Here is a 21,641-nt window from a genome sequence, read left to right on the forward strand (position 1 = left end):
GTGTTCTTCCTGAAGGAACTGCCCAGCCGGCGGATGATCAACGGCTACACGGTGGCCCACCCCCAGGCCGATACCAACACCGTGCTCGCTACTCTCCAGATGATGAGGCGAGCCAGCCTTCTGATCCGTCGTCTGGAGAGTTTCTTCGCCGAGCACGACCTTTCCCAACTCCGCTTCCTTGCCTTGATCGTCATCGATCGTGAACCCGAGCGCGACAGCTTGTCGGCAAGCGAAATTGCCGAGCGGCTCGACGTGTCGCGCCCGGTGACGACCCGCACCCTCCAGAGCCTTGCGGCAGCAGGGCTGGTGCGGGTGGAGGCGGGCGAGGGAGACGGACGTTTCAAGCGTGTCGCATTGACCCAGAACGGACGCAGCAAACTTGCCGAGGTGCTGCCGGGTTACTTCGCGATCCTTAGCGATGCTTCCGCGGAGGCTCGCGCGTGACCTGAGCAGCTCCCGGTGTCAAAACCGGACGGTTTTGGCACCGTAGCTGACGCACGCTCTTCTGCGGGTTCCAGCGTGTCAGAAGTCAGTGTCAGAATGTTCGCTCACCGGATCGGCGACCAAGCGCTCGGATGAGCGAAATCGGCGCGCGTAGCCGCCGTCGATCTGCGGCTGAATCAACGTCTGCTTACGAGGGATCGCAGTCCAATAGCGGACCGGCCGCTATCCATCCGACACTGACGTCCGACCTGCCGAAAGTTAAGCTGAATGAACGGCCGGTTATAGGAAGCAGGGGAGGGGCTAGGAAAGGCAGCTACTGGCGTTCAGCTACGGCTCTCTGCGAGATCAACACGTCCGCTGTGCCGCCATATGCGCCTGCTTCTGAAAAGACCTGCGAAGCCGTTCGCTTGACCTCCCGGAGGGCTCACGCGCACTATGACTGCGTTGCGGAGCAGGGGTAAGAACGAGTGAGGAAGTTTACGGCGAGGATTGCTGCAGGCCTGCTGGTCTCGACCGCTCTGTTCAGCAGTGTGTCGAACGCTCAGACATCGCCCAGACCACTGGCGGAGGCGGCTTCAAAAATTTCCGCAGCAAGGCTGGGCTCTCTGCGCGCTCAACTGCAACGGTATGTCGACGAAGGCAGATTGGCCGGCGTCGTCGTTAGGATTCAGCAAGGCGGCAAGGTGGTGTTCTCTGAAGCCGTCGGGTGGCGCGACAGGGAAACGCGTGATCCGATGCGTGAGGATAGCATCTTCCGCATCGCCTCCCAGACCAAGGCGCTGACCAGCGTTGCGGTGATGATGCTGATGGAGGAAGGCAAGCTGCTGCTCGATGATCCCGTCGCTAAGCATCTGCCTGAATGGACGAAGACGACGGTAGCGGTGGCGAAGGCGCAGGGCGGGTACGAGACCGTGCCCGCCAAGCGACCAATCACGATACGGGATCTCCTCACTCATACAGCGGGGATTTCCTACGGTTCCGGGCCTGCTGATAAGGAGTGGCGCCAGGCTGGTCTATCCGGGTGGTATTTCGCAGACCGAAGTCAGCCCGTATCGAGCTATGTCGCACGAATGGCGACCTTGCCAATGGCGGCACAGCCCGGCGAGAAGTTCGTTTACGGCTACAACACGGACATTCTGGGCGTCGTCGTGGAGAAGCTCAGCGGCAAGTCGCTGCAGGCGTTCCTAGACGAGCGCCTAATCAAGCCGCTCGGAATGAAGGACACCTCATTCTATCTCCCCCGGGAGAAGGTCGGCAGGCTCGCGGTCGTGTATGAAGCGGACGGAGGCAAGCTTAAGCGTGCCGACGATGCGAGCTCCTGGAACGAAGGAGGCCATTTCGGTCAAGGGCACTATCTGGGCGGGCCCCGCCTCGCATACTCAGGTGGTGCAGGTCTGCTGTCCACCGCCACTGACTATAGCCGCTTCCTTGAAATGCTTCGGCGAGGCGGAGAGCTCGACGGGCGCCGATATCTGAGCCGCAAGACGGTGGAGCTCATGGTTTCCAACCATCTCGGCGCCGTGGAATACAACGCCGGTATGGGTTTCGGCCTGGGGTTCTCGATCCGCATGGATTTGGGAGCCGCGGGCCAGCCAGGTTCGGAAGGCGAGTTCGGTTGGGGTGGCGCATATCACAGCACTTACTGGGTCGATCCCGAGGAAGGGCTAACCGTCGCCTACATGACCCAACTACTACCTGCGGGAGACATCGACGACCACGGAAAGGTACGCTCCCTGATTTACCAAGCCGTTGAATGAAATAGCCTCGTGGGACGCCGCCGCTGATTCACCGCCTAGCGGCGCAAAGATCGGGACCCCTTGCATCGACCTCTGCTGCACGAAGGCGCTTCTTCCCTAGAGCGGGCGTGGGTCAAACTCCTGGAGAGCTGGCCAGACGCATGCGCCGCGAAAGATGAATGACCGGCAAATATCGGGGATCCGGCCAAGGGCTCAGAAAGGCAGCTACTGGCGCCGAGCTGCCGCACGCACGGGGCCAGAGATGTTCGCCTACTACTGATCGTTAAATATCGACTGGCTTGGAAGGGTTATGGTGGGCAGATGAATCACGTCGTGCCCGACCTGGCGCTTACGGTGATAATGACCTCAGATGCCCAGCGGAGCGAGGGACAATGAACACATCGCTGCTTTGCACGCACTTCTCTCGGAGGGCATCGTACCAGCGGCTGTATCCGGCGCGCAGATTGAGGCGATACTTGCCTCAGGCTCTCTGCGCCGACACGGGATTGGCCATCGCCAAAGGCTCGGCGCCCCGTTTCGCCGGCACCATGCGCTCGATAAGCTTGGAAGCGACCGTGACGAATGGAAGCACTAGCAGAGCTCCTGCGATATTAAACAGGACATGCGCATTGGCGATGCTTTGCCCGGTGTCACCCGCGGTCGCCTTGCCGAAGCTGGCGAGCTGATCGACCAACAGAACGCCGATAGCGACCGAGATGATGTTGAACGCCAGGTGGAAGATACCTGCCTTCACCGCTGCGCGTGATCGGCCGACCGTCGCTACGAGCGTATCCGCGCACGTGCCGATCTCCGCGCCGAGCATCATGGCCACACCTGCGGGAAGCGTGATCAGCCCGCCGCCGGCGAGGGTGATGACGATCCCCATCATCGCGGAAGAAGACTGGATCGCGATTGTCACCAGCGCCCCCGCGAAAACGCCCAGAAGCGGGTTCTCAAGCTGCCTCAGCACTCCGATGATTTCAGGACGATCCTGCAACGGCTCGGCGGCGATGCCGATGATGTTCAGGCCAAACAGCACCATTCCCAACCCCAAAAGGATGGTGGCGCGTTGCTTGGCTTTGTCGGACTTTCCGAGCCCCTTCCACAGCAGGCCGGCGGCTATGATTAGCGGCGCATAGGTGTCGATGTTCCAGGCGAACACCTGGCTGGAAAAGGTCGTGCCGATATTCGCGCCCAAGATGAAGGGCAGCGAATGGGCGAACGAGATCAAGCCGGCATCCACGATCGCCATCAGCAGGATGATCACCACGGACGAAGAGTCGAGTACCACGGTGGCTGCGGTTCCGCTTGCCAGCGCTACGAAGCGGTTCGAAGATGAGCGCTGGAGTAGCTTCTGAAAGCGCCCACCTTGGGTCTGCTTCAGGGCAGTGGCGAGTATGTCTACGCCGTACAGAAACAGTGCCAACCCGCCGATCGCCCCCATTGCCAGCGTCACCCAGTCGAATGGTTCGGAAGCCTGTCCAGTCTGGGCTGAAGCTCCTGACACCATCAAAGAGCCGCCGACGACCATGATCACGCGGATCACGGCTGTGCCTGACAGTGGGGCGCGTTGCGTAATCGGCATGACGCTTCATTGCACTGCGGTGTGACCTGCTCATTACGGCGATTGACCACCCCAGCGGAAGCAATCGGCAGCACGACCAGACGTCTGCCTTAGCAGACGGCAATCACCACCTCGGCAGGATGGAAGTGTATCGTGCGCTAGTGCGGCGGTGTTGCCGTTGACAACGCGGTTGAAGTCTGTGGCAACCGTGAGATCAAACAGCCGTCAGGTCGACGTGAATGGACGGTCGAACTTGAGGGCTGGGCAGGGGACCTGGATGGCTTTTGGCGCGGTCCGACGTGTTCATCCGAACCCGCTAGGAAGCCCTCTTGTCGGACTTCAACATCGCGTCCTTGACGGCGTTGCCGGCCAAGGCTCCGGCAGCAAGCGAGATGACGACGTTCCCGACGAACATGTCTGCGATGCCCACCACGCTGGCAAAGGCGACCAACGCCGAGGCCGTGACCGGTGTAGCAGCTGCAGCTTTGCCAAGCGTCACCTTCGCGGACTGTCGAACCGACTTCAGTTTGCCGAGAACGCCATCAAGTGGGGCTTCGCGCTCGGCAAGCTCTATCAATTCGCCGAGGGCCTGGTGCAGCAGGCGTAAATGAGAAACGGCCTCCTCACTGACGCTGTCTACTGGTCCGCCGTTATCGAAAAGACGCACTTCGTCGTCGATGAGGCGCTCAACCGCCAGCATGGCTGAGGGTCCTAGCGCCCGCACGACCATTGCTTGCTCGCGAACAGACATGCGACCGGTCCACGACGAGGAAGCAGCTGCCAAGGCGCCAGCCACTCTGAGGACCAGCGGCTCGAACTCAGCACGGACCAGATCACGACGCGCGTTGCGGTCCGCTGTCTCCCTCAGATTTCGAACGACGGCGGGCAGGTTCGCCTCTGCGGCGACGAACGCCGGCGCAAGGGGCCGCAGGTCTGCTCGGTTCAGCAACGCGCGTCGCAGTGCCTTGTAGCGACTATCATCCGCGAGATCCTGAATCCCGTCGCACGCTCCTAAGCACAAGGTTCGCAAGCGCTGTGTAGCTTCTTTATCCGAAAGGCCTTCGGGCCAACTGGTTCTTCTCGCCCCAACCAATCCGTATTCCATGGCCCAAACTCGTCTCGACTCGCTTGGGCCAGTTATATCATGCAGGAAGGCGCTATAGAACAGAAAGAGAACACCGGTAGGTGCTTGCGGTTTTCAAGACGGTCACCTTCGCGGTTCAATATCGTGGATTGACCCGGAGCACTCCGGTCGGGCGAGGCAGCTTGCCAGTCTGATCGGCAATCGGTGGCTCGAAATTCTGGTGGAGGGCGGCAACGGCGTCGAGCCGTTTGTGAATCTCGTGGCGCTCCGCTCTGCTCAGTCGTTTGTAGCTGTCGACTTGCGTGAGGTAGGATGCGAGCCAAGCCCCGAAGCCGTGCATCCAGGTCCGGTGGAATTCGGCCACTGTGCGTTCGAGCTGTTCGTAGGCGACCAACGAGCGGCGCCAGCGGTGCTCATCGAAGTTGAGCTCGCCACCTGCGAATCGTCGTCCCACTTCAAGCCCGCGCTGCATTAGGCTGCGCGCGAGTTCGGGTGACATTGTCAGGTTGAACCCTCCCTCGCCGGGGCCAAGCAGCACGCGCGCGATCCGCTCGCGCTGGCCAGGCATGGTGCTAAGCAACTGATCCTGCCAATCCTTTGCCGCGATCAAAGCTGCGCCAAGAAAGGCGCTGACCGAGTGTACTTCGCCTGAGGGAAGTCCAAAGCCGTGCCGCGCGGTGGAGGGAATGAAGACGCGTTCGGGTCCGAGCGCATCATCGCCGGGTAGATCGTCCAAGCTAAGCGCAAAGGTCGGTCGCTCCGGAAGGAGCGCGTCGAACAGGTGGATGGGAAAGTTGCTGCTGATCCCACCATCGGCAAACAGGATGCGCCTGTTCTCGATCACTGGCTGGGCTCCCGTAGCGCGGCGCAGTTCGGCACCTGCGAAGTCGCGTACGTGGACCGGTACCGCGCTGAACAGCAGCGGAAACGCTAAACTCATGCGGGCCGCGACGATGACGGGGAGTTGATCAGGAGACGGAAACGCAAGCAGCCCCGGCATATGTGCGACATCGGTAGCGGACGCTGCCATTTGATCGCAGACTGCTGACGGGAACAAGTCGCGCCATTCCTCCTCGCTGTATGCTGCGGTAATGCCAAGTACTGGCAGCGTGTGCGGCCGTCCCATACCGAGGTTCGTGGTGACGACACGAAGGTCAATCTGCCGGTCAGCCGCCGTTCCTCTGAGATCGCCGAAGCTCAGAGCTGGCGTCGATGGTGCGTCAGGACCGAAGGCGACGTCTTGCAGCGCTTCGTGCAGCCACCGGGTCAGTGCTGGCCCTTGGCCGCCCGGTTGATCGAGCCCGGGGCATAGTCCAAAGTCGCTACCGGGAAGCTCGTGACGCACGAGCCTGATCAACCGGAAAGCGATGCTGGCGATGCACCCGACCAGCGCGCCAAGCACCGTCCCGGCAATCCCGCCGTTTAGCAACCAAAGGAGAAGCCCGCCTACCAGGGCGCCTGCACCCGCTGCCAGCGGCGCAATGGCCGGTATCGTCAGGAGCAAACTCAACATTCCCCCGCCGCGTTGGGCGCGCATCAGGAACGCGAAAAGCGGACGATACCGCCGCCGAGCCTGAAACAGGTTCGGCAGCATCTGGGGCAGTTTATCGCAGTGTTTTTGCAAGCGTACGAAGCCCGACGGGTCGTCACGATGAGTGCGCGCGTACTCGGCCGCCGCCGCGAGCGCCGCTGCGATCGCCCCGGCTGAGGTGCCGCCGATCGAGCGGAACCTATATCGCGTTGCAAGTTCAAGAACAGCGTAGGGGTAGACTAAGCCACTCGTCACACCGCCCTTCAAGACGATGTCGCACTCCTCTGGCGGGTTTGCGAACAACTCGGCGGTATAGGACGGCAGTGGCTGTTCGGTTTCCACGAGCGTTTTCCCCGCTTGATAGTGAGCACTGCCCGGATACGGGTCGCTGCAGTTCCCGAAGGTGGTATACGCCGCTTTTCATGCGTTCTCATGTCACTTCGTGCGGACGAACGGGTAGCTAAGGATGGTGCCATGAAGGTCGGTGGAGGTTTGCTCGCTCTCACGCTCGTGCTCGGATCTGCAGGCGCTTCGGCCGCCAGTGATGGTGAACTGCATACCTTTCACTGCCTGTTCGGCTGCCCCCTCGGTGCGCCATCCACCAATGACACGATTGTGCGAGAGATCTATACTCTGTCGTCAAACGATCTGACCAAGGTGGCGGACTGGGTGGCGTACCGGGTAACCCCGGCCTCGATCGGGACGTCAGGTGAGCGCGCGTGGCAGGCGGACCCTTGGCTGTCGGCTGACGAGACATTGATGCCATCTGCTTATGATGGAGCCAACCGAGCGCTGCACGTCGACCGCGGCCACCAGGCACCACTTGCAGCTTTTTCCGGCACACCATTCGCGAGTGAGACTAACGTTCTGTCGAACATCACGGCTCAATCGTCGGCGCTGAACCAGGGGCCGTGGAACGCCTTGGAGGAGCAGGAGCGTACGCTCGCGAGGCGGCTAAACACCGCTGTTTACGTATATACTGGCCCCTTGTTCGAGCGGCTGATGGCGCCGCTCCCAGCCGGGCCGGAACTCGCGCGAGTTCCGTCGGGCTATTGGAAAGTTATCGCGCTCGCCGACGGCCGGGTAAGCACTTTCGTCTTCGACCAGGCAGCACGCCGCAGGATGAGCTATTGCGAAGGGCGAACTCCGCTCAACCACATTGTTCTGCGAAGTCGGCTGAAATTCTTTCCAATGGCGGATCCGGCGACCTTCCGCAGCCTTGATTCCGAGATCGGCTGCACCTCGCCCGTGCCATTGCCGCCGGCTCCATCAACAATTCCTCCTGAGTAGCGGCAGCATGACGATCAGCCTGCCGCTGCAACCCGTCTCACGACTGCGATCCGGCATATTTGGACAGAGGGGCGCCGGCAGAGATCTGGGGCGAGGAGGTTGCAGTTCGGACCTGAATGGATCTTCGCCTCTGGAGAGCGCCCAACATTGCTGAACGTCCATATATGGGCCCTTGCGGTCGCGAAGGTGCCGGAGATTTCCCACCCAAAATTCGTCGGTCGGCGGTCGATGGTTAGAACGTGAACCTACGGCATCTGTGGACGCCCCTTCGGATGCAAGCGGTAAATCGGGGCATGTTGGCACGTAGTCGGATGCTGTCATCTGTCCGGCCTCGATGAGCAGCGCCATAGCTGCGGGCCAGTATGGGAGTTCGCGGACCGGATCCATTTCAGCTTTGCGCGCTTGGGTAGCGCTCTGCCGTATGACTGGTTCTTCCGGACCCGTCTCGCCTACTGTTGTGCCATACCCTCCTTCGATCCGCCTACGTCCCCGACGCCTCCGGCTGCCGCCGCGGCTTATGCCGCTGCCACTGCCGGAGCTCTGTAATCCTCTTTCCTCGTGAGCAGCGCCCAGACCATGCGCGCTATCTTGTTGGCGAGCGCCACCGAGACAAGCATGCGCGGCTTACGTGCGAGCATCCGCTACAGCCACGAGCCTGCAGGCGCACCGCGGCGACACGCCTGCCGCCGTGGCGCAAGCCCGAGCCAGGCGGCAAAGTCGCGGCTCCTGGCAAACGTTTCAATGGGCGGAGCAAGTGCCAGGATTGCCGTGGCGGCAATCGGCCCAATACCAAGGTGGTCATCAGCCGGCGTGCTGCCTCGTCCTCCTTTGCACGTCGTGCGATCTCGCGATCAAGCGTGGCGACGCGCCTGTCGAGCTCGGTTAGCAGGTCAACCATCAGCCTGAGCATCGGCAGCGCCTCAGCTGGCAGCGATGAGGCCATCTCATCGTCCTCCAGCATCTCGGCCAGCAAGGTCATGTGCGCCGTACCGCGAGGTGCCACCCAGCCATATTCCGTCAGGTGACCCCGGATCGCGTTGATGAGCTGGGTGCGCTGACGCACGATCAGGTCGCGCGTGCGAAACACCAGCCCTGCGGCCTGCTGCTCCTCACTCTTCACCGCAACAAAGCGCATTCCAGGGCGCTGTGCCGCCTCGCAGATCGCCTCCGCATCGATCGCATCATTCTTGTGCCGCTTCACGAAAGGCTTGACGTACGCCGGCGGAATCAGCCGCACCGCGTGTCCCATCGCCTGCAGCTCACGCGCCCAATGATGCGCGCCTCCACATGCCTCCAGCGCCACCGTGCACCGCGGCTGCCTTGCAAAGAACTCTAGCAGCTTGCCCCGGGTCAGCTTGCGGCTGAACACCATCACACCCCGCTCATCCGCCCCATGCGCATGAAAAACACTCTTGGCGATATCCAGACCGATTGTGCTAACTTCCAACACGGACGCCTCCCTCAAGTGGTGATCAACACCTCCACTTTGGCACATCGATGCCGTCGGGGGGCGTCCACCCCATCAGCTTTCGGGAAGCGCGCGGGCAGCCCTAAACGGCAGCTCTTGGCGCTTAGCAGGCCGTTCAAACATCTGATAAGAAGCGGATAAAGCCGAGCTGCTGTTCATGCTGTTCTCGGCAAGTTCGAGTTAAAGCGATGCTCGCTGATTGTGGCTGCGGCTCCCGGCTCGTCTGTCTGCAAGGTGCAACAGCGCGCAGGCAAGGATCCCGCCAGCGCCGACCAGGATGAACGCGGGCCTGATACCAGTCCGTGCCGCGAGGCGACTGAGCGCGACTTCCACGCTACCGAGAGCATTCACGCCTGCGGGCACGATGCGCGTGTCTAGGAACAGCTTCGGCGCGGACGGGCCGGATGGCTTCTTGAGCAGGTAATCTCGGTCAACGAGCACGCTGGCCTCCATGGCGGGTCAGGACACTCCAAACGAACAGATCGTCACGCGGCAGGTTCCGGTGCAACCTACTCCGCGTGCGAGGTGTTTTCGTTCCACCGCTGGCGGAGCAACCTCATTGAAAAAGCCTGAATATAAGCCGTACCGCCTTCCCGCCGGCGGATGGGGTTCGGCCCGCTCCGTAGGAAACATCATCCGCCGTGAGGGCGTGCTAGGCAGTGTGCCGCTTGCCTTGAGCCGCCACAACAAGGTGGACGGGTATCAATGCAACAGCTGCGCCTGGGTGAAACCGGCGAACCCGCTGCCATTCGAATATTGCGAGAACGGGGTGAAGGCGGTCGCGTGGGAGCTGACAGCCAATCGCTGCACGCCGGAATTCTTTTCGCAGCACACGGTGAGCGAGCTCCGCGATTGGGATGAGTACCAATTGGAGCAGCCCGGCCGGTTGACTCACCCCCTGCGCTACGATGCAGCGAGCGACAAATACGTCCCTGTTTCCTGGGGACACGCGATGGAAGAGATCGCGCGCGAGATGCGGGCGGTTGAGGATCGGAAGAAGGGCACGGTCTTCTATAGCTCCGGCCGGCTGTCGAACGAAGGAAGTTATCTTTATCAGCTGTTCGCCCGAGCTTACGGCAACAACAACCTGCCTGACAGCTCCAACATGTGCCACGAAACCACCTCGGTGGCACTTCCGATCAGCATCGGGCAAGGCGTCGGGACGATTGATCTGGGCGACTTCGCCAAGACCGAGTGTATCATGTTTTTCGGGCAGAACCCCGGAAGCAATTCGCCCCGCATGCTCCACCCGCTGCAAGAGGCGAGCCGCCGCGGCGTGCCGATCATCACCTACAATCCATTGCGCGAGCGTGGGCTGGAACGCTTCGTAAACCCGCAGTCACCAACAGAGATGCTGACCGGCAAGGAGACGCGGATCAGCTCGCAATATCATCAGGTGAGGACCGGCGGCGATCTCGCGGCGTTGGCCGGGATTTGCAAGGCGGTGCTGACCCTGCACGACGAGGCGAAAGCATCCGGCGGCTCCGTGCTCGACGAGGCGTTTGTCGCCGAACACACTACGGGTTTCGAGACGTTCGCCGACTGGGTCCGTGCGCAGGATTGGGATGAGCTCGAGCGCCGCTCCGGCCTCTACCGCGGCGACATGGAATCAACCGCAAAGGTCTATAGTCAAGCCCGGGCCGCGATCGGCATCTATGGCATGGGCCTGACCCAGCATCAGGCTGGAGTGGAAACCATCCAGATGCTGGTGAACCTCCTTCTGATGCGCGGCAACATCGGTCGCGAAGGCGCAGGCATCTGCCCGGTTCGCGGTCATTCCAACGTGCAGGGGCAACGCACGATGGGGATCACGGAAAAGCCTGAACTGTTCCCGCTCGACCGTCTGGGTGAGCAGTTCAGCTTCGAGCCGCCAAGAGAGCGCGGCTACGACACGGTGGACACCTGCGAGGCGGTGCTGCGGGGCGATGTCCGCGCGTTCATAATGCTGGGCGGCAACTTTGTCCGCGCGATCCCGGATCACGGACAGATGGAGCCCGCCTGGCGCAAGATCCGGCTGACGGTGAACGTCATCACCAAGCTTAACCGCAGCGCCCTCCTGCCCGGCGAGATCAGCTACATCCTGCCGGTGATTAGCCGCCTCGAAATTGACGAGACGGAGACCGGCCAACAGGTCCTGTCGATGGAGGATACGTCTGGCTGCATCCATGGCAACCGCGGGCTGCGCAAACCTGCATCGCCGCACCTGATCAGCGAGATGCGTCTCATCTGCGAATTGGCCCAGCGGGTGCTCGACCCCAACCCGCGCATGCGCTGGGACGCGTATATGTCGGATTATGCCGAAATACGTCGCGAGATTGGCGAAACGCTGCCGGACATCTTCTGGGATTATGAGCGCCGTATGTGGGAGCCAGGCGGGTTCCAGCGGCCACTGCCGGCGAAGAAGCGGGAATGGCACACCGACACCGGTCGTGCCAACTTCGTGACGCCCAAGGCCCTGGACGAGGATCTGGACATGCCTGCCCCGGGTCGCGACGTTCTCAGGCTGATGACGCTGCGGAGTAATGATCAGTTCAACACCACCGTATACGGGTACGACGACCGCTTCCGGGGCATCAAGAACACGCGCAAGGCAGTGCTGATGAACCGATCGGACATTGATCGGCTCGGGTTGAAGGTGGGTCAGGCGGTGACGCTGAGGACGGTCGCCGACGACGGAGTCGACCGGCATCTTTCGGGCATGCTGGTGGTCGCCTACGATATCCCGATCGGCTGCATCGGCGGCTATTATCCCGAATGCAACGTGCTGATGCCGGTTTGGCACTATGCCGTTGGAAGTAAGACCCCGGCGGCCAAGTCGATCCCGGTCACCGTACATTCGGATGGCCCGGAGGTACTAGAGCCGCAGCTGGAGTATGCTGAGGGGTAGGGCGGTTTCGCGGTAGCTGCGGTGGAGATCGACTCGTCAGCCGTTCTGAATCCATGAATGTTAGCAAATTCACTGTGCGCACGACAGTGCTAAAGCTGCTTGCTGCAAGGTCTACGGGAGCAACAGTCTGTCCCAGCGAAGTCGCGCGGGCATGCATTCTGACGCTCGAAGAAGGTGAAGCGGCGGCAGGGGAATGGCGCGGGGCAATGCCGGCCGTTCATGCAACCATCGACGAGCTCCTGGCGGAGGGTGTTGTGCAACTAAGCTGGAAGGGTAAGCCGCTCGCCATCCGTGTGGGTCCGTACCGCATCAGTAGGCGACCATTGATGCTGAACGAGGCAGGCAGTTTTGAACTGATGATTAAGCTTGATTGGATGAGAACGGCGGAGAGGGTCGTTCATTCCTTTGGAGCAAGCACGCGCGGAGCGCCGCGGGCGACACACTCCGTCTACGTCGTTCTGTTGCACGACGGTGCGCGTGGCGGTCGATCGGGCTTGTATGTAGGGCAGACATCTCGCGACCCAGACTGGCGCTTCGATCAACACAAGAGCGGGTACAAGGCGAGCAGCGTTGTCCGAAAGTATGGGATCAGCCTACTCCCAAATCTGTATGAGCACCTTAATCCAATGCTTGGCTGGGAATCGCTCGAGCTAGAGGCAGGATTAGCAGAGGGCTTTCAGAAAGCGGGCATACCCTGGGTTGAGGGCGGCCACTGATAAGGAGCGCCTGCTCGTCCGGTGGCCCACCAACCGACACCGGGACTGCTCGTAGCGGAAGATGAATGAATGGCAGGAAACAGGGAGCGCTCACGCACGCTGCAGTGGCGGAGTTTGGCGCTCCGCTGCCACCGCGGCCGGTCTCTGTGATCCTGATTAGCAGGTCCCGATTCAGGCCGAAACTACATAGGGCCAGCCAATTGCAGAGCGGAATAAAGCCGCAGTCAATTAGCGCGGTGAGGAACAGCGGCAACACGCCACAGAGTTCCCCCGGCATCGTCCACCACCAGCAGGCTTCCGTCCTTAGCGATAGCGACCCCGCGAGGGCGCCCGTAGACTTCTTCCTCGCTTCCGATGAAGCCTGTTAGGAACGGCTGAAGAGCGCCTGAAGGTTTGCCATTTGCAAACGGGACGAAAACAACGTCGTACCCAGCCAGCTTGGAGCGGTTCCATGATCCATGACGTGCGACAAAGGCACCGCTCTTATACGAAGCGGGGAAGCTACTTCGTTCTCCGAAGGCAATCCCGAGTGCCGCCACATGAGCACCAACTGCATAGTCGGGCGCTAGTGCTTTCGCCACCAGGTCAGGGCGCTGCCCCTTGAGGCGTGGGTCTTCATTTTGCCCGTAGTAGCTGTATGGCCATCCGTAGAAGCCTCCGGCTCGTACCGACGTGATGTAGTCAGGCACCAGGTCGTCGCCGAGCTCATCGCGCTCGTTAACCGCTGTCCACAAAGCTCCACTCTTCGGCTCAATTGCCATTCCTACCGGGTTCCGGAGGCCTGATCCGAAGACGATCTCTTTTCCAGAAGCGAGGTCGATTTGCAGGATATTTGCACGTCGATGCTCCGCCGCCATCCCGTGCTCACCGACGTTGCTTGCGGAGCCTACGGCAACGAACAGCGAGCGCCCATCGGCGCTCGGTATGATATTGCGTGTCCAATGATTGTTATAGCCACCAGCTTCAAAGGACGCGATGCGGGTCTTCCGCACATTGGTGTCGAGCTTTGTTGTGCCCAGCTTGAAGGGCACCCAGTACACGCCGTCAGTGTCAGCGATGTACAATCGATCGCCTAGCAGCGCCATGCCGTAAGGCTGCCGCAGACCAGCAAGGAGAAGCGAGCGCGTCTCAGCGACACCGTCACCGTTCGCGTCCCGAAGGAGCGTGATGCGATTGGCACCCGCGTCGCGGTACTGTGGATCGTCGTACTTGCGCTCGGTCTTCGCCTCGGCTGCCAGTACGTCACCGTTCGGAAGGACCAGCACATTGCGAGGCGAGTCCAGCCCATCGGCGAAACGGTTCACCGTGAACCCCTCCGGAACTTTCGGCATCTTCCCCCCTGGAAACGGCTTGACCTTCGGGCTGTGAGCCACCGACTGAGTAGCGTAGGGGGAAGCGAGCGCCGGGGCGGAGCCCGACGTGAGTCCGTCCTGTGTCTGTGCGAGAGCAACCGAGCACGTCAACCATGTGGCGGCAACGTAGGCGAAGTGCTTCATATGCTCAGATCCTTCCGACACTACCCGGATCAGCTAGGTCCACCATCCGGGTCACCATCGGTCTACCGGAGGGGCGCAATCTTCGCCAGAGGCACAAGTTTCGCTCGGTCACACGACGCAAGGTGCCTACGTGAACGAAGGGCAGATTTTGGGAAGGACGTGAGCCCCTCAGGATGGCAGCAGTTGGCGCGTAGCTGCCGCGGCGTCCTTCATGGACATGGCCGCCCGCGAACCTGAGTTCCATAAGCGAGCGGGGCATCCACCAGACCAGACCGCATCGGCAAGGGTGTCGCGCCTCGTTGGCTTCACTGTTTCGTCATCACTACCGGCTCAATCGTACCGTCCGCGCTGAAGTTTAGCCTATCAACGGCCAGTACCCGATGGTCGCCCTTAGTCTCACTGAGTGGTCGACGATGGTAAGCAATCCACCACTTGTCGACGCCCGGCTCTTTGATGACGGAATGGTGCCCTGCTCCACGGGCAACTCGGTTGTCCTGTGCGAGTATCGTACCTTTTTTGGTGAAGGGACCGAGAGCTGTCGGACCAGTAGCGTAGGCGACGCGGTAATCCGGTCCGGTCCAGCCGCCTTCAGACCACATCAGATAATAGATTCCGCGCCGCTTCACGACGAATGACCCTTCGACATAGCCAGGCGGCGTGATCTCGCGAAAGGTGGTACCATCGGAGTGCGGCATGAGACTCTTCAGGTCCGGTGAGAGCCGTACTACGTCAAGATGTCCCCAGCCGCCGTAATAGAGGTAGAGTTGGCCATCATCGTCGCGGAAGGCGAATTGATCGATCGGCTGCGCACCGTTGTGAATGCTGCCAATAAGCGGCTTACCAATCAGGTCGTGGAATGGACCCCGCGGCGTGCTCGCTACAGCGACACCGATCCCGCCCGTCTCGCCTTCGTGGACGTCATTGGCGCTGAAAAACAGGTAGAAACGCCCATTGGCGCTGATTACCGAAGGTGCCCAAATCGCGTACGCTGCCCACCGAACACCTTTCGTGTCGAGAACACGCGAGTGCCTGGTCCAGTGCACAAGATCCGGTGAGGAAAAGGCGTCCAGGTACGTCTGCGTCAGAAAGGCAGGCCGAATGTTCGGCGCGAGGCGCATCCTGCGCTGCGCCTCGTTCAGATTTGGCTGGGGGGCGTCGCTAGGAGCCTCGGACGTGGTGGGGTAGATCCAGTATTGCCCGCCAAACCGGCGGATCTCCGGGTCGGCATACCATCCCGCGACGATGGGATTACGCGGAGTCACATCCGAGTTCGCAGCTCCGAAGAAGGTGACGGCTAGGGCGGTGGTGATGACGCACGCACGACGGTAGAAGCTCATTCCACGAGTCTGCCAGCCGCCAGGCCTGCGTGCAATAATCTACTACCGCCAACGGCAACCGCCAGTACAAGTTGGTAGCTTACCCCTTCGGCAGAATGCGACGTCAGACTTGCAAGATTTTCTAGCTGGATGAACGGCAGATTGGCGGAAGCGAAGCAGAAGCCCGGAACGGCATCAATTGAGCGCGGACCGGACCCGGTTGCGCCCCTTGGGAGCAGTCCGAGCCCATGTCGTTGGCAACGCCATCCGAAATATCTCTGAAGGGCTTGAAGGAAATGCTGATCCACGTGCTCTAGGGAATGTGAGGAGAAAATGACCAATCCCAGAGCGGCATTAGCGGAGTGGGTGGGCCGGGAGATCCTGCCGCATGAGCACGACCTGCGCACATGGTTGCAGCGGCGGCTCATAACACCAGCGGACGTGGAAGACATTGTTCAAGAATGCTACTGTCGCCTCGCGCAGCTCACTGAGGTGTCCCACATCACCCAGCCCCGCGCCTACCTCTTCACAATGGCGCGCAATCTTGTCCACCAGCAACGCAGAAGCGCGGCGGTGGTGCGGCTGGAGGCATACTCGGCAGTGCTCGAGGAGCAGCTTGAGAGCAGCGCGCCGGGTCCGGAGCGGATCGCCGCTGGTCGACAAGAGGTGGTTCGACTCCAGGCAGCGCTGGCAACTCTTTCCGAGCGCGCACGGCGAATATTCGTGATGCGCAAGATCGACGGCATGAGCCAGAGGCAGATCGCGAGCACATTGGGCGTTAGCGAAGCCGTGGTCGAGAACGACGCAAGCCGAAGCCTTCGAACCGTGCTGAAAGTAATGAACGCGACCGATGCGAACATGACTAAGGACCTGTCCGTCGGAGGCCGCCATGCAAGATCACGTTGAGGAGGAAGCCAGCATCTGGGCCGTGCGTCACCCGCTCGACTCAAGGCAAGAGGCCGAGATGGACGCATGGCTTCGGCGCGATCCGCGCCATGCAGGCGCCCTGCTGCGGGCGATGGCTGGTTTGAGTGCGGTAGAGCGGGCACTCACGTCCGACATGTCGGAAAGATCGACCCGATCTTCCTTACCGGCAAGGCCCAATCGGCGTCGGGTGATCGCGGCGGCAGGGGGGGCGATCGCAGCGACGGTGGCTGGGACGTTCGGGTGGCAGCGGCTCGGCGGCCGATACGTCACCACTTCGCGCGGAGAGATACGGCGTCTTCCTCTGGAAGACGGCTCGATCGCGACCATCAACACCGGCAGCGAACTGCGCATCTCCCTCAACCCTGCCGGCAGGCGCATCGAACTCGCGCGCGGCCAGGCGTGGTTCCAGGTAGCCAAGGACCGAACTCGACCTTTCATCGTGGATGCGGGCATTGCCCAGGCGCGGGCGATCGGAACGGCATTCTCCGTGGTTCGTGGGGAGGACGGGGTTCAGGTCGCCGTCACTGAGGGAACCGTTGCCGTATGGCCCAGCGGCTCTGACGGCTTGATGGCCATCCTAAAGGCTGGTCAATTCGCCAATTTTCGCGCCCCTGCGGCCGCTCCGGTCGTAGGCTCGGCACCCGACGAGATCGAACGTGCTCTGGCATGGCGCAACGGCGAGATATCACTCGAGAACGAGACGCTCTCGCACGCCATCGAACAATTCAATCGTTACAACAGTCAGCGCCTGGTGCTTACCGATCCTTCACTGGCCGACGAACGACTGGTGGGGCTCTTCAAAATCGACAAACCTGAAGACTTCGCGACGATGCTAAGCACGTCGCTCGATGTGGAGGTGACGGTGAGCCCGGCAGAAATCCGGATAGCGCGAAAAATCGACGCGCCAGCTGACGGAAAACGCCGATAGCCAGCTCCTAGAGTTTAGAGCGCCGATACGAGGCGCCGACAAAACTTAGGGGAGGATGAAATGCGTCCAGGAGAGACTTGGCTGCTCGCAAGCGCAGCGATCATTTGCGGCGCGACGCCGGCAAGCGCGCAGGTCCGCCGGTTTGAGGTTCCTTCACAGCCTGCAAGCACCGGCATTCCGCAGTTCGCTCGGCAGGCCGGCGTGCAGATCCTAGTAACGAGTGAAGCGGTGGATGGCGTCGCCGTGAACCGAGTCAGCGGCGTCATGGATGTGTCGGCCGCACTGCGGACCCTCCTGCGGGGCACAGACATCGTGCCGACCACCTCGGGATCGAAGATCGTGCTTAAGCGGCGCGGCGCACAGCGCATCCTGGCTGCACTGCCCCCTGCCACCCATGCATCGGCTCCCGGTCAGGCCCGGCCCCCGCAGGCCGCTCCCCAGACCTCGGAAGCTCCAAGCGCCGGGCCTGAGCCTATGCAGGAACCCGCCGACGCCCAGGAAGAGGTCGTCGTGACCGGCATCCGCCGGAGCCTGGAAAAGGCAGCAGCAATCAAGCAAAACTCCACGCAGATCGTCGACTCCATTGTCTCCGAAGACATCGGCAAATTCCCAGATCCGACTACCGCCGCGGCCCTCCAGCGCGTGCCAGGCGTGCAGGTTTCGGTTACCGCTTCGAACGAGATCGGCAACGTCCGCGTCCGCGGTCTTGGCGACATCCTGACCACCGTGGATGGACGGGAGATCATCACGACCACGGGGCGCACCTTCTCGATGCAGGACGTTCCGGCCGACGCACTCGCGCGCGTTGACGTTGTGAAGTCGAACACCGCCGAGCTTATCGAGGGCGGTATTGCTGGCATCATTGACCTCCAGCTCAACAAACCATTCAACTTCAAGCGCCCGACAGTGGTCGTCAACGCGCGGGGCAACTACGGCCTCAAGGCCGAACGTCTCGATCCGCAGCTCAGCATTCTTGCGACCGACACCTGGCAAACCGGCATCGGCGACATCGGCGCGCTAGTGAACGTCAGCTGGTCGAAGACCCATTTCAACCATCCCAGAACCCGCGAAGGCGTTCGCCGCTCGGCGCAGGGCACCGGCATCCCTTTCAACATGCCGGGTGTGCTGCTGCCAAATGTGGTCGAAAGCCACTCCGACTATGGTTGGTATGAGCGGCCACAGGCTAATGCCTCGCTACAATGGCAGGCGTCCGACAGTCTGCAGGTCTACGCCGACGGGCTCTACACGGGGTATCGCTCGCAGAGCCAATGGTCCCTGGCCAACGCACAGCTGTTCATGCCCGGCACGCAGATCTCGAACATCGAACTGTCGGATGAGTGCATCACCGCGCGCGGACGCAGCGATAGCGGCCAGTCGCCGCTGCCGGGAGGCACCCCGGCGATGCTGACGCTCTTCCTCCCACGCCGTATCACCCGGCTTAGGTCGGTTCGCCTTCTCGGGCGGTGGTCCGGGGCTCTCGGGGCTCATCGAAGGTAACATGCGTTACCTCCTCACATTGTTCCATGCGTTTCTTTGAAGACGCGATGGGGTGATGCGTTTGCTCTATCACCGCAGCGGTGCGGTCCATCCGCTGTTTCACGGCGGCCAGGAGAGAACGGTGGTCCATGCCCCCAACATAGCTCGGCCAAGCTTTCTGCACCCTTACATGCGTTCGGACTAGGCTGGTCCGATGATACTTTTGAATGAGAGACCGCTTTCCGGTTTTCCGACCTATAAGAGGCCGTTCCGCGCTTCACCAGAATGCTACAGGAACCTCGGCCTGCACCGAAGATGAACGGAGGGCAGCTATCGAAGGCGCTCGATCACTCTGGATTGGCAAACTTCGGCGCTTTGCTGCCGAGGGCTGAATCCGCCGAAGGTCGTCAAGTGGCGAGACGGTCCGTCCGCATACGAAGCGTCGCCACAAGTCCGCTGGGCTTCCATTCATAGTGTAGATCACCGCTAAACTGGTTTGCCATACTACGGGAGATCAGCTTGCTTCCAAAGCCGTTCATCTGCGGCTCGTCGCCGATCTCCGGGCCTCCTGTTTCTGCCCAAATCAGCTTCAAGTCGTCTCCGTCGCATCGACTGGAGATATCGAGCGAGCCCGAGTCCGACGACAACGCGCCATGTTTGACAGAGTTGGTCGCGAGTTCATGCACGACCATGGCCAAGGTCGTGGCGGCGGCTTCGCCGACGCCCATGCGCGGAACTGCTACCCGAATGCGGCCGCTGAAGGCAGCGGTATCATCGTACGGCGCAAGTAGGACGGCCAGCAGGTCGCCGAGCAATGCAGCCGTCCCCTGCTCCCCCGGTAGAGGGCGCACGAGGTCATGCGCTCGGCCCAGAGCGCTTAACCGTTTCGTCAGTTCACCGGCCATTTCTTTCGCCGAAGATGCGGAACGTGACGAGAGGTGGGTCAGGCCGCCAGCAATCGCCAAAAGGTTCTTCACGCGATGGCTCATCTCTCCTGCGAGCAGCTCACTTCCCTCCTGCGCCAGCTTGCGATCCGTCACATCCAGAAAGATGCCAAACATAGCACCGTTAGACATGCCCTCGTCGGCACCTTTGCCCCTCGCAGATATCCATCGCACCTCGTCGCCGAGCTTGATCCGGAAGTCGATCTCGTAGCTTCCTGGTACAGCACGCGTGCCGGCGAACGCAGCTCGAACGCGGTCAGCATCTGCCGGGTGGATGTTTTCGGAGAGTTTCGCGAATGTCACCCTCCTGCCATTGGGGAGATCCCACAGCGCATACCCGCGCCCGTCCATGAGCAGGCAGTCGTCCTCGACGTTCCAGGACCACAGCGCAACGCCAGCAGACTCGATCGCCAGCCTTAGCTGCGCTTCATTCCACTCCGGCTCTTCGAACTCTGACCTGGATAACGCCTCCAACAAACATCTCCTTCGTCGACCCGCCCTCGAGGTACCGACAGACGCGGTCGTACGGCCGACCAGAGGCCCCGCTAAGCATCAAAAACAGCTCTCCACAATTGATGGTTCCAGCCGGCAACTGCCAATGCAGGTGATGCGACGCGCTTCACCTGCGAGTGCAACGCCAGCACCAATTGCTTGGGCTTCTTCTGCCTACCTTGGCCCTCAGAATTCAAAACCGCCTCGAGTAGGCGATTAGAGGTGCCGACGGCCGCATCGGGCGTCTTTGAGACACCCAGCCGTCTAGCCCATCCACCGAAACTTTCCATTTTCGGCGGATACACGGCTCGCGTCGTCAAAGACTCGGATAGTACTATGGCTCCGATAGCTACCTTCGACGCTGCCGTTCGTCGCTTTCTTGGTCCTGCAACATGAACGGAGGGCAGGTATTGGGGAGCGCCATAGTCGCTCAGAACGGCAGCTGCTGGCGCTCAGCTACCACTGCCTCACCTACTGAGGCTTATCGAGCCATTCTGTGCCGCCCTCGGCACCTCACACGACATCACATCAACGACTGACGCGCTCGCACCACGCTTCGCCGGTTCTCGGCTTGCAAAGCACAGACACATCGTACCTCTAACGCGTTGGTAGCGAACGGGCCAAAGGAGGCGTTTAGCTTGAAAGCAGGATTGGCAACGATCACAGCGCTGCTTTTGGCAAGCACTCCGGCGAATGCGCAGGCATGGTTTGCACCAGGCTACTTCGACAATTGGGCCTTCAATAATCAGGCTGCTGAAATGCTGCGCCGCTCGCAGAAGCAAATCTTCCGTGGGGACGTTGTCAAGACACTGCGCCGCCGACAGCCTCCCGACGCGCCTCTTCCGCCTGCACCTAAGATAACGCAGGATCAGGTACAGAGGATCGCCAACCAGCTATCCAGCAGCTTCGCCGCCGACGACCGGAACAAGGCCCGGCGCATTTTTGTCGAGCTTTATGCCAAGTATGACCAGCTGGAACGCCAATTAGGTGTCCGTCCGAGTGATCCCGCGGGTGCGACCGCTGCCCTCATCGCAGCGAGCTACATGGCCTACGCCAACGCCGACCTTGGTGAGGCTGAGTTCCGCAGCCTCTATGCTCAGATGCGTGCGCCGGTCGCTGCAGCTGCAACTGAGAGCTCGGCGATCGAGGCGCAGGTCACGATGGCTATACTCGCCACCTATCTTGCAGCCACCCGCGAAGCGCTCAAAGCACGCCCTTCCCAAGCCCGCTCCGCCGATTTGCGCCGCGCAGGCGGAAGCTACTTGCGAGAGCTGCTGGGGGTAGACCCGTCAAAGGTGCGGATCGGCCGAGGTGGGCTCGCACTCCTCTAGCGCCCACTCGT

Annotated in this window: 16 protein-coding genes and 1 pseudogene; 10 read left to right on the forward strand and 7 right to left on the reverse strand. The window is 61.3% G+C overall.

Going from position 1 to position 21,641, the window contains the following annotated elements:
- Entirely contained in the window at positions 1-444 is a 444-nt protein-coding gene (locus FHT02_RS18295) for a MarR family transcriptional regulator (RefSeq protein ID WP_184091127.1), read from the forward strand.
- Between the two features lie 530 nt (positions 445-974).
- Positions 975-2,201, forward strand: coding sequence for a serine hydrolase domain-containing protein (locus FHT02_RS18300; protein ID WP_343056998.1), 1,227 nt, complete (start codon positions 975-977; stop codon positions 2,199-2,201).
- Between the two features lie 460 nt (positions 2,202-2,661).
- Here the strand turns inward: FHT02_RS18300 and FHT02_RS18305 are convergent, their stop codons facing one another.
- From FHT02_RS18305 to FHT02_RS18315, 3 genes are all read right to left on the reverse strand, one after another.
- Positions 2,662-3,765 (reverse strand): Na/Pi cotransporter family protein, encoded by a 1,104-nt coding sequence (locus FHT02_RS18305; protein ID WP_184091131.1) that lies wholly within the window; start codon positions 3,763-3,765, stop codon positions 2,662-2,664.
- 295 nt (positions 3,766-4,060) lie between these two features.
- Positions 4,061-4,849 (reverse strand): hypothetical protein, encoded by a 789-nt coding sequence (locus FHT02_RS18310; RefSeq protein WP_184091133.1) that lies wholly within the window; start codon positions 4,847-4,849, stop codon positions 4,061-4,063.
- A gap of 115 nt (positions 4,850-4,964) precedes the next feature.
- The gene (locus tag FHT02_RS18315) at positions 4,965-6,701 is read right to left on the reverse strand and encodes a patatin-like phospholipase family protein (RefSeq protein ID WP_221239568.1); all 1,737 of its coding nucleotides are present in this window, start codon (positions 6,699-6,701) and stop codon (positions 4,965-4,967) included.
- Positions 6,702-6,833: 132 nt separating this feature from the next.
- Here FHT02_RS18315 and FHT02_RS18320 point away from each other — a divergent pair, with 132 nt between their 5' ends.
- Positions 6,834-7,649, forward strand: a complete 816-nt coding sequence (locus tag FHT02_RS18320; RefSeq protein ID WP_184091135.1) for a DNA/RNA non-specific endonuclease — start codon at positions 6,834-6,836, stop codon at positions 7,647-7,649.
- A 515-nt stretch (positions 7,650-8,164) separates the two neighbouring features.
- Here FHT02_RS18320 and FHT02_RS18325 read toward each other — a convergent pair.
- Positions 8,165-9,099 (reverse strand): annotated as a pseudogene (locus FHT02_RS18325) (IS110 family RNA-guided transposase).
- A 252-nt stretch (positions 9,100-9,351) separates the two neighbouring features.
- Here FHT02_RS18325 and FHT02_RS18330 point away from each other — a divergent pair.
- The 3 genes from FHT02_RS18330 to FHT02_RS22105 all read left to right on the forward strand — a co-directional run bounded on the left by FHT02_RS18330 (position 9,352) and on the right by FHT02_RS22105 (position 12,720).
- Complete coding sequence (locus FHT02_RS18330; RefSeq protein WP_184091137.1) at positions 9,352-9,495, forward strand: hypothetical protein; 144 nt, start codon at positions 9,352-9,354, stop codon at positions 9,493-9,495.
- Positions 9,496-9,676: 181 nt separating this feature from the next.
- The gene (locus tag FHT02_RS18335; RefSeq protein WP_246352525.1) at positions 9,677-12,004 is read left to right on the forward strand and encodes an FdhF/YdeP family oxidoreductase; all 2,328 of its coding nucleotides are present in this window, start codon (positions 9,677-9,679) and stop codon (positions 12,002-12,004) included.
- Positions 12,005-12,057: 53 nt separating this feature from the next.
- The gene (locus FHT02_RS22105) at positions 12,058-12,720 is read left to right on the forward strand and encodes a DUF3253 domain-containing protein (RefSeq protein ID WP_221239569.1); all 663 of its coding nucleotides are present in this window, start codon (positions 12,058-12,060) and stop codon (positions 12,718-12,720) included.
- A 224-nt stretch (positions 12,721-12,944) separates the two neighbouring features.
- Here the strand turns inward: FHT02_RS22105 and FHT02_RS18345 are convergent, their stop codons facing one another.
- Together FHT02_RS18345 and FHT02_RS18350 are read right to left on the reverse strand one after the other, a co-directional pair.
- Positions 12,945-14,216: a PQQ-dependent sugar dehydrogenase gene (locus FHT02_RS18345; RefSeq protein WP_184091141.1), complete on the reverse strand. Its 1,272-nt coding sequence runs from the start codon at positions 14,214-14,216 to the stop codon at positions 12,945-12,947.
- A gap of 305 nt (positions 14,217-14,521) precedes the next feature.
- Complete coding sequence (locus FHT02_RS18350) at positions 14,522-15,553, reverse strand: glycoside hydrolase family 43 protein (RefSeq protein ID WP_184091143.1); 1,032 nt, start codon at positions 15,551-15,553, stop codon at positions 14,522-14,524.
- A gap of 312 nt (positions 15,554-15,865) precedes the next feature.
- On the opposite strand from FHT02_RS18350, the gene FHT02_RS18355 reads away from it, so the two are divergent.
- The 3 genes from FHT02_RS18355 to FHT02_RS18365 are packed head-to-tail and all read left to right on the forward strand — an operon-like array spanning position 15,866 to position 18,884.
- Positions 15,866-16,438, forward strand: coding sequence for an RNA polymerase sigma factor (locus FHT02_RS18355; RefSeq protein WP_221239570.1), 573 nt, complete (start codon positions 15,866-15,868; stop codon positions 16,436-16,438).
- A 58-nt stretch (positions 16,439-16,496) separates the two neighbouring features.
- Complete coding sequence (locus FHT02_RS18360) at positions 16,497-17,387, forward strand: FecR family protein (RefSeq protein ID WP_246352526.1); 891 nt, start codon at positions 16,497-16,499, stop codon at positions 17,385-17,387.
- A gap of 60 nt (positions 17,388-17,447) precedes the next feature.
- Positions 17,448-18,884 carry a TonB-dependent receptor gene (locus FHT02_RS18365; RefSeq protein ID WP_246352527.1) on the forward strand — a complete coding sequence of 479 codons (1,437 nt, stop codon included), beginning with the start codon at positions 17,448-17,450 and terminating at the stop codon, positions 18,882-18,884.
- 386 nt (positions 18,885-19,270) lie between these two features.
- Here FHT02_RS18365 and FHT02_RS18370 read toward each other — a convergent pair whose 3' ends face one another.
- Positions 19,271-20,281: a sensor histidine kinase gene (locus FHT02_RS18370; protein WP_246352528.1), complete on the reverse strand. Its 1,011-nt coding sequence runs from the start codon at positions 20,279-20,281 to the stop codon at positions 19,271-19,273.
- A 623-nt stretch (positions 20,282-20,904) separates the two neighbouring features.
- Here FHT02_RS18370 and FHT02_RS18375 point away from each other — a divergent pair.
- Positions 20,905-21,630 (forward strand): DUF6683 family protein, encoded by a 726-nt coding sequence (locus FHT02_RS18375; RefSeq protein ID WP_184091147.1) that lies wholly within the window; start codon positions 20,905-20,907, stop codon positions 21,628-21,630.
- The last annotated feature ends 11 nt before the right edge of the window (positions 21,631-21,641 follow it).

The organism is Sphingomonas xinjiangensis, from assembly GCF_014199255.1.
Classification (GTDB): Bacteria; Pseudomonadota; Alphaproteobacteria; order Sphingomonadales; family Sphingomonadaceae; genus Sphingomonas; species Sphingomonas xinjiangensis.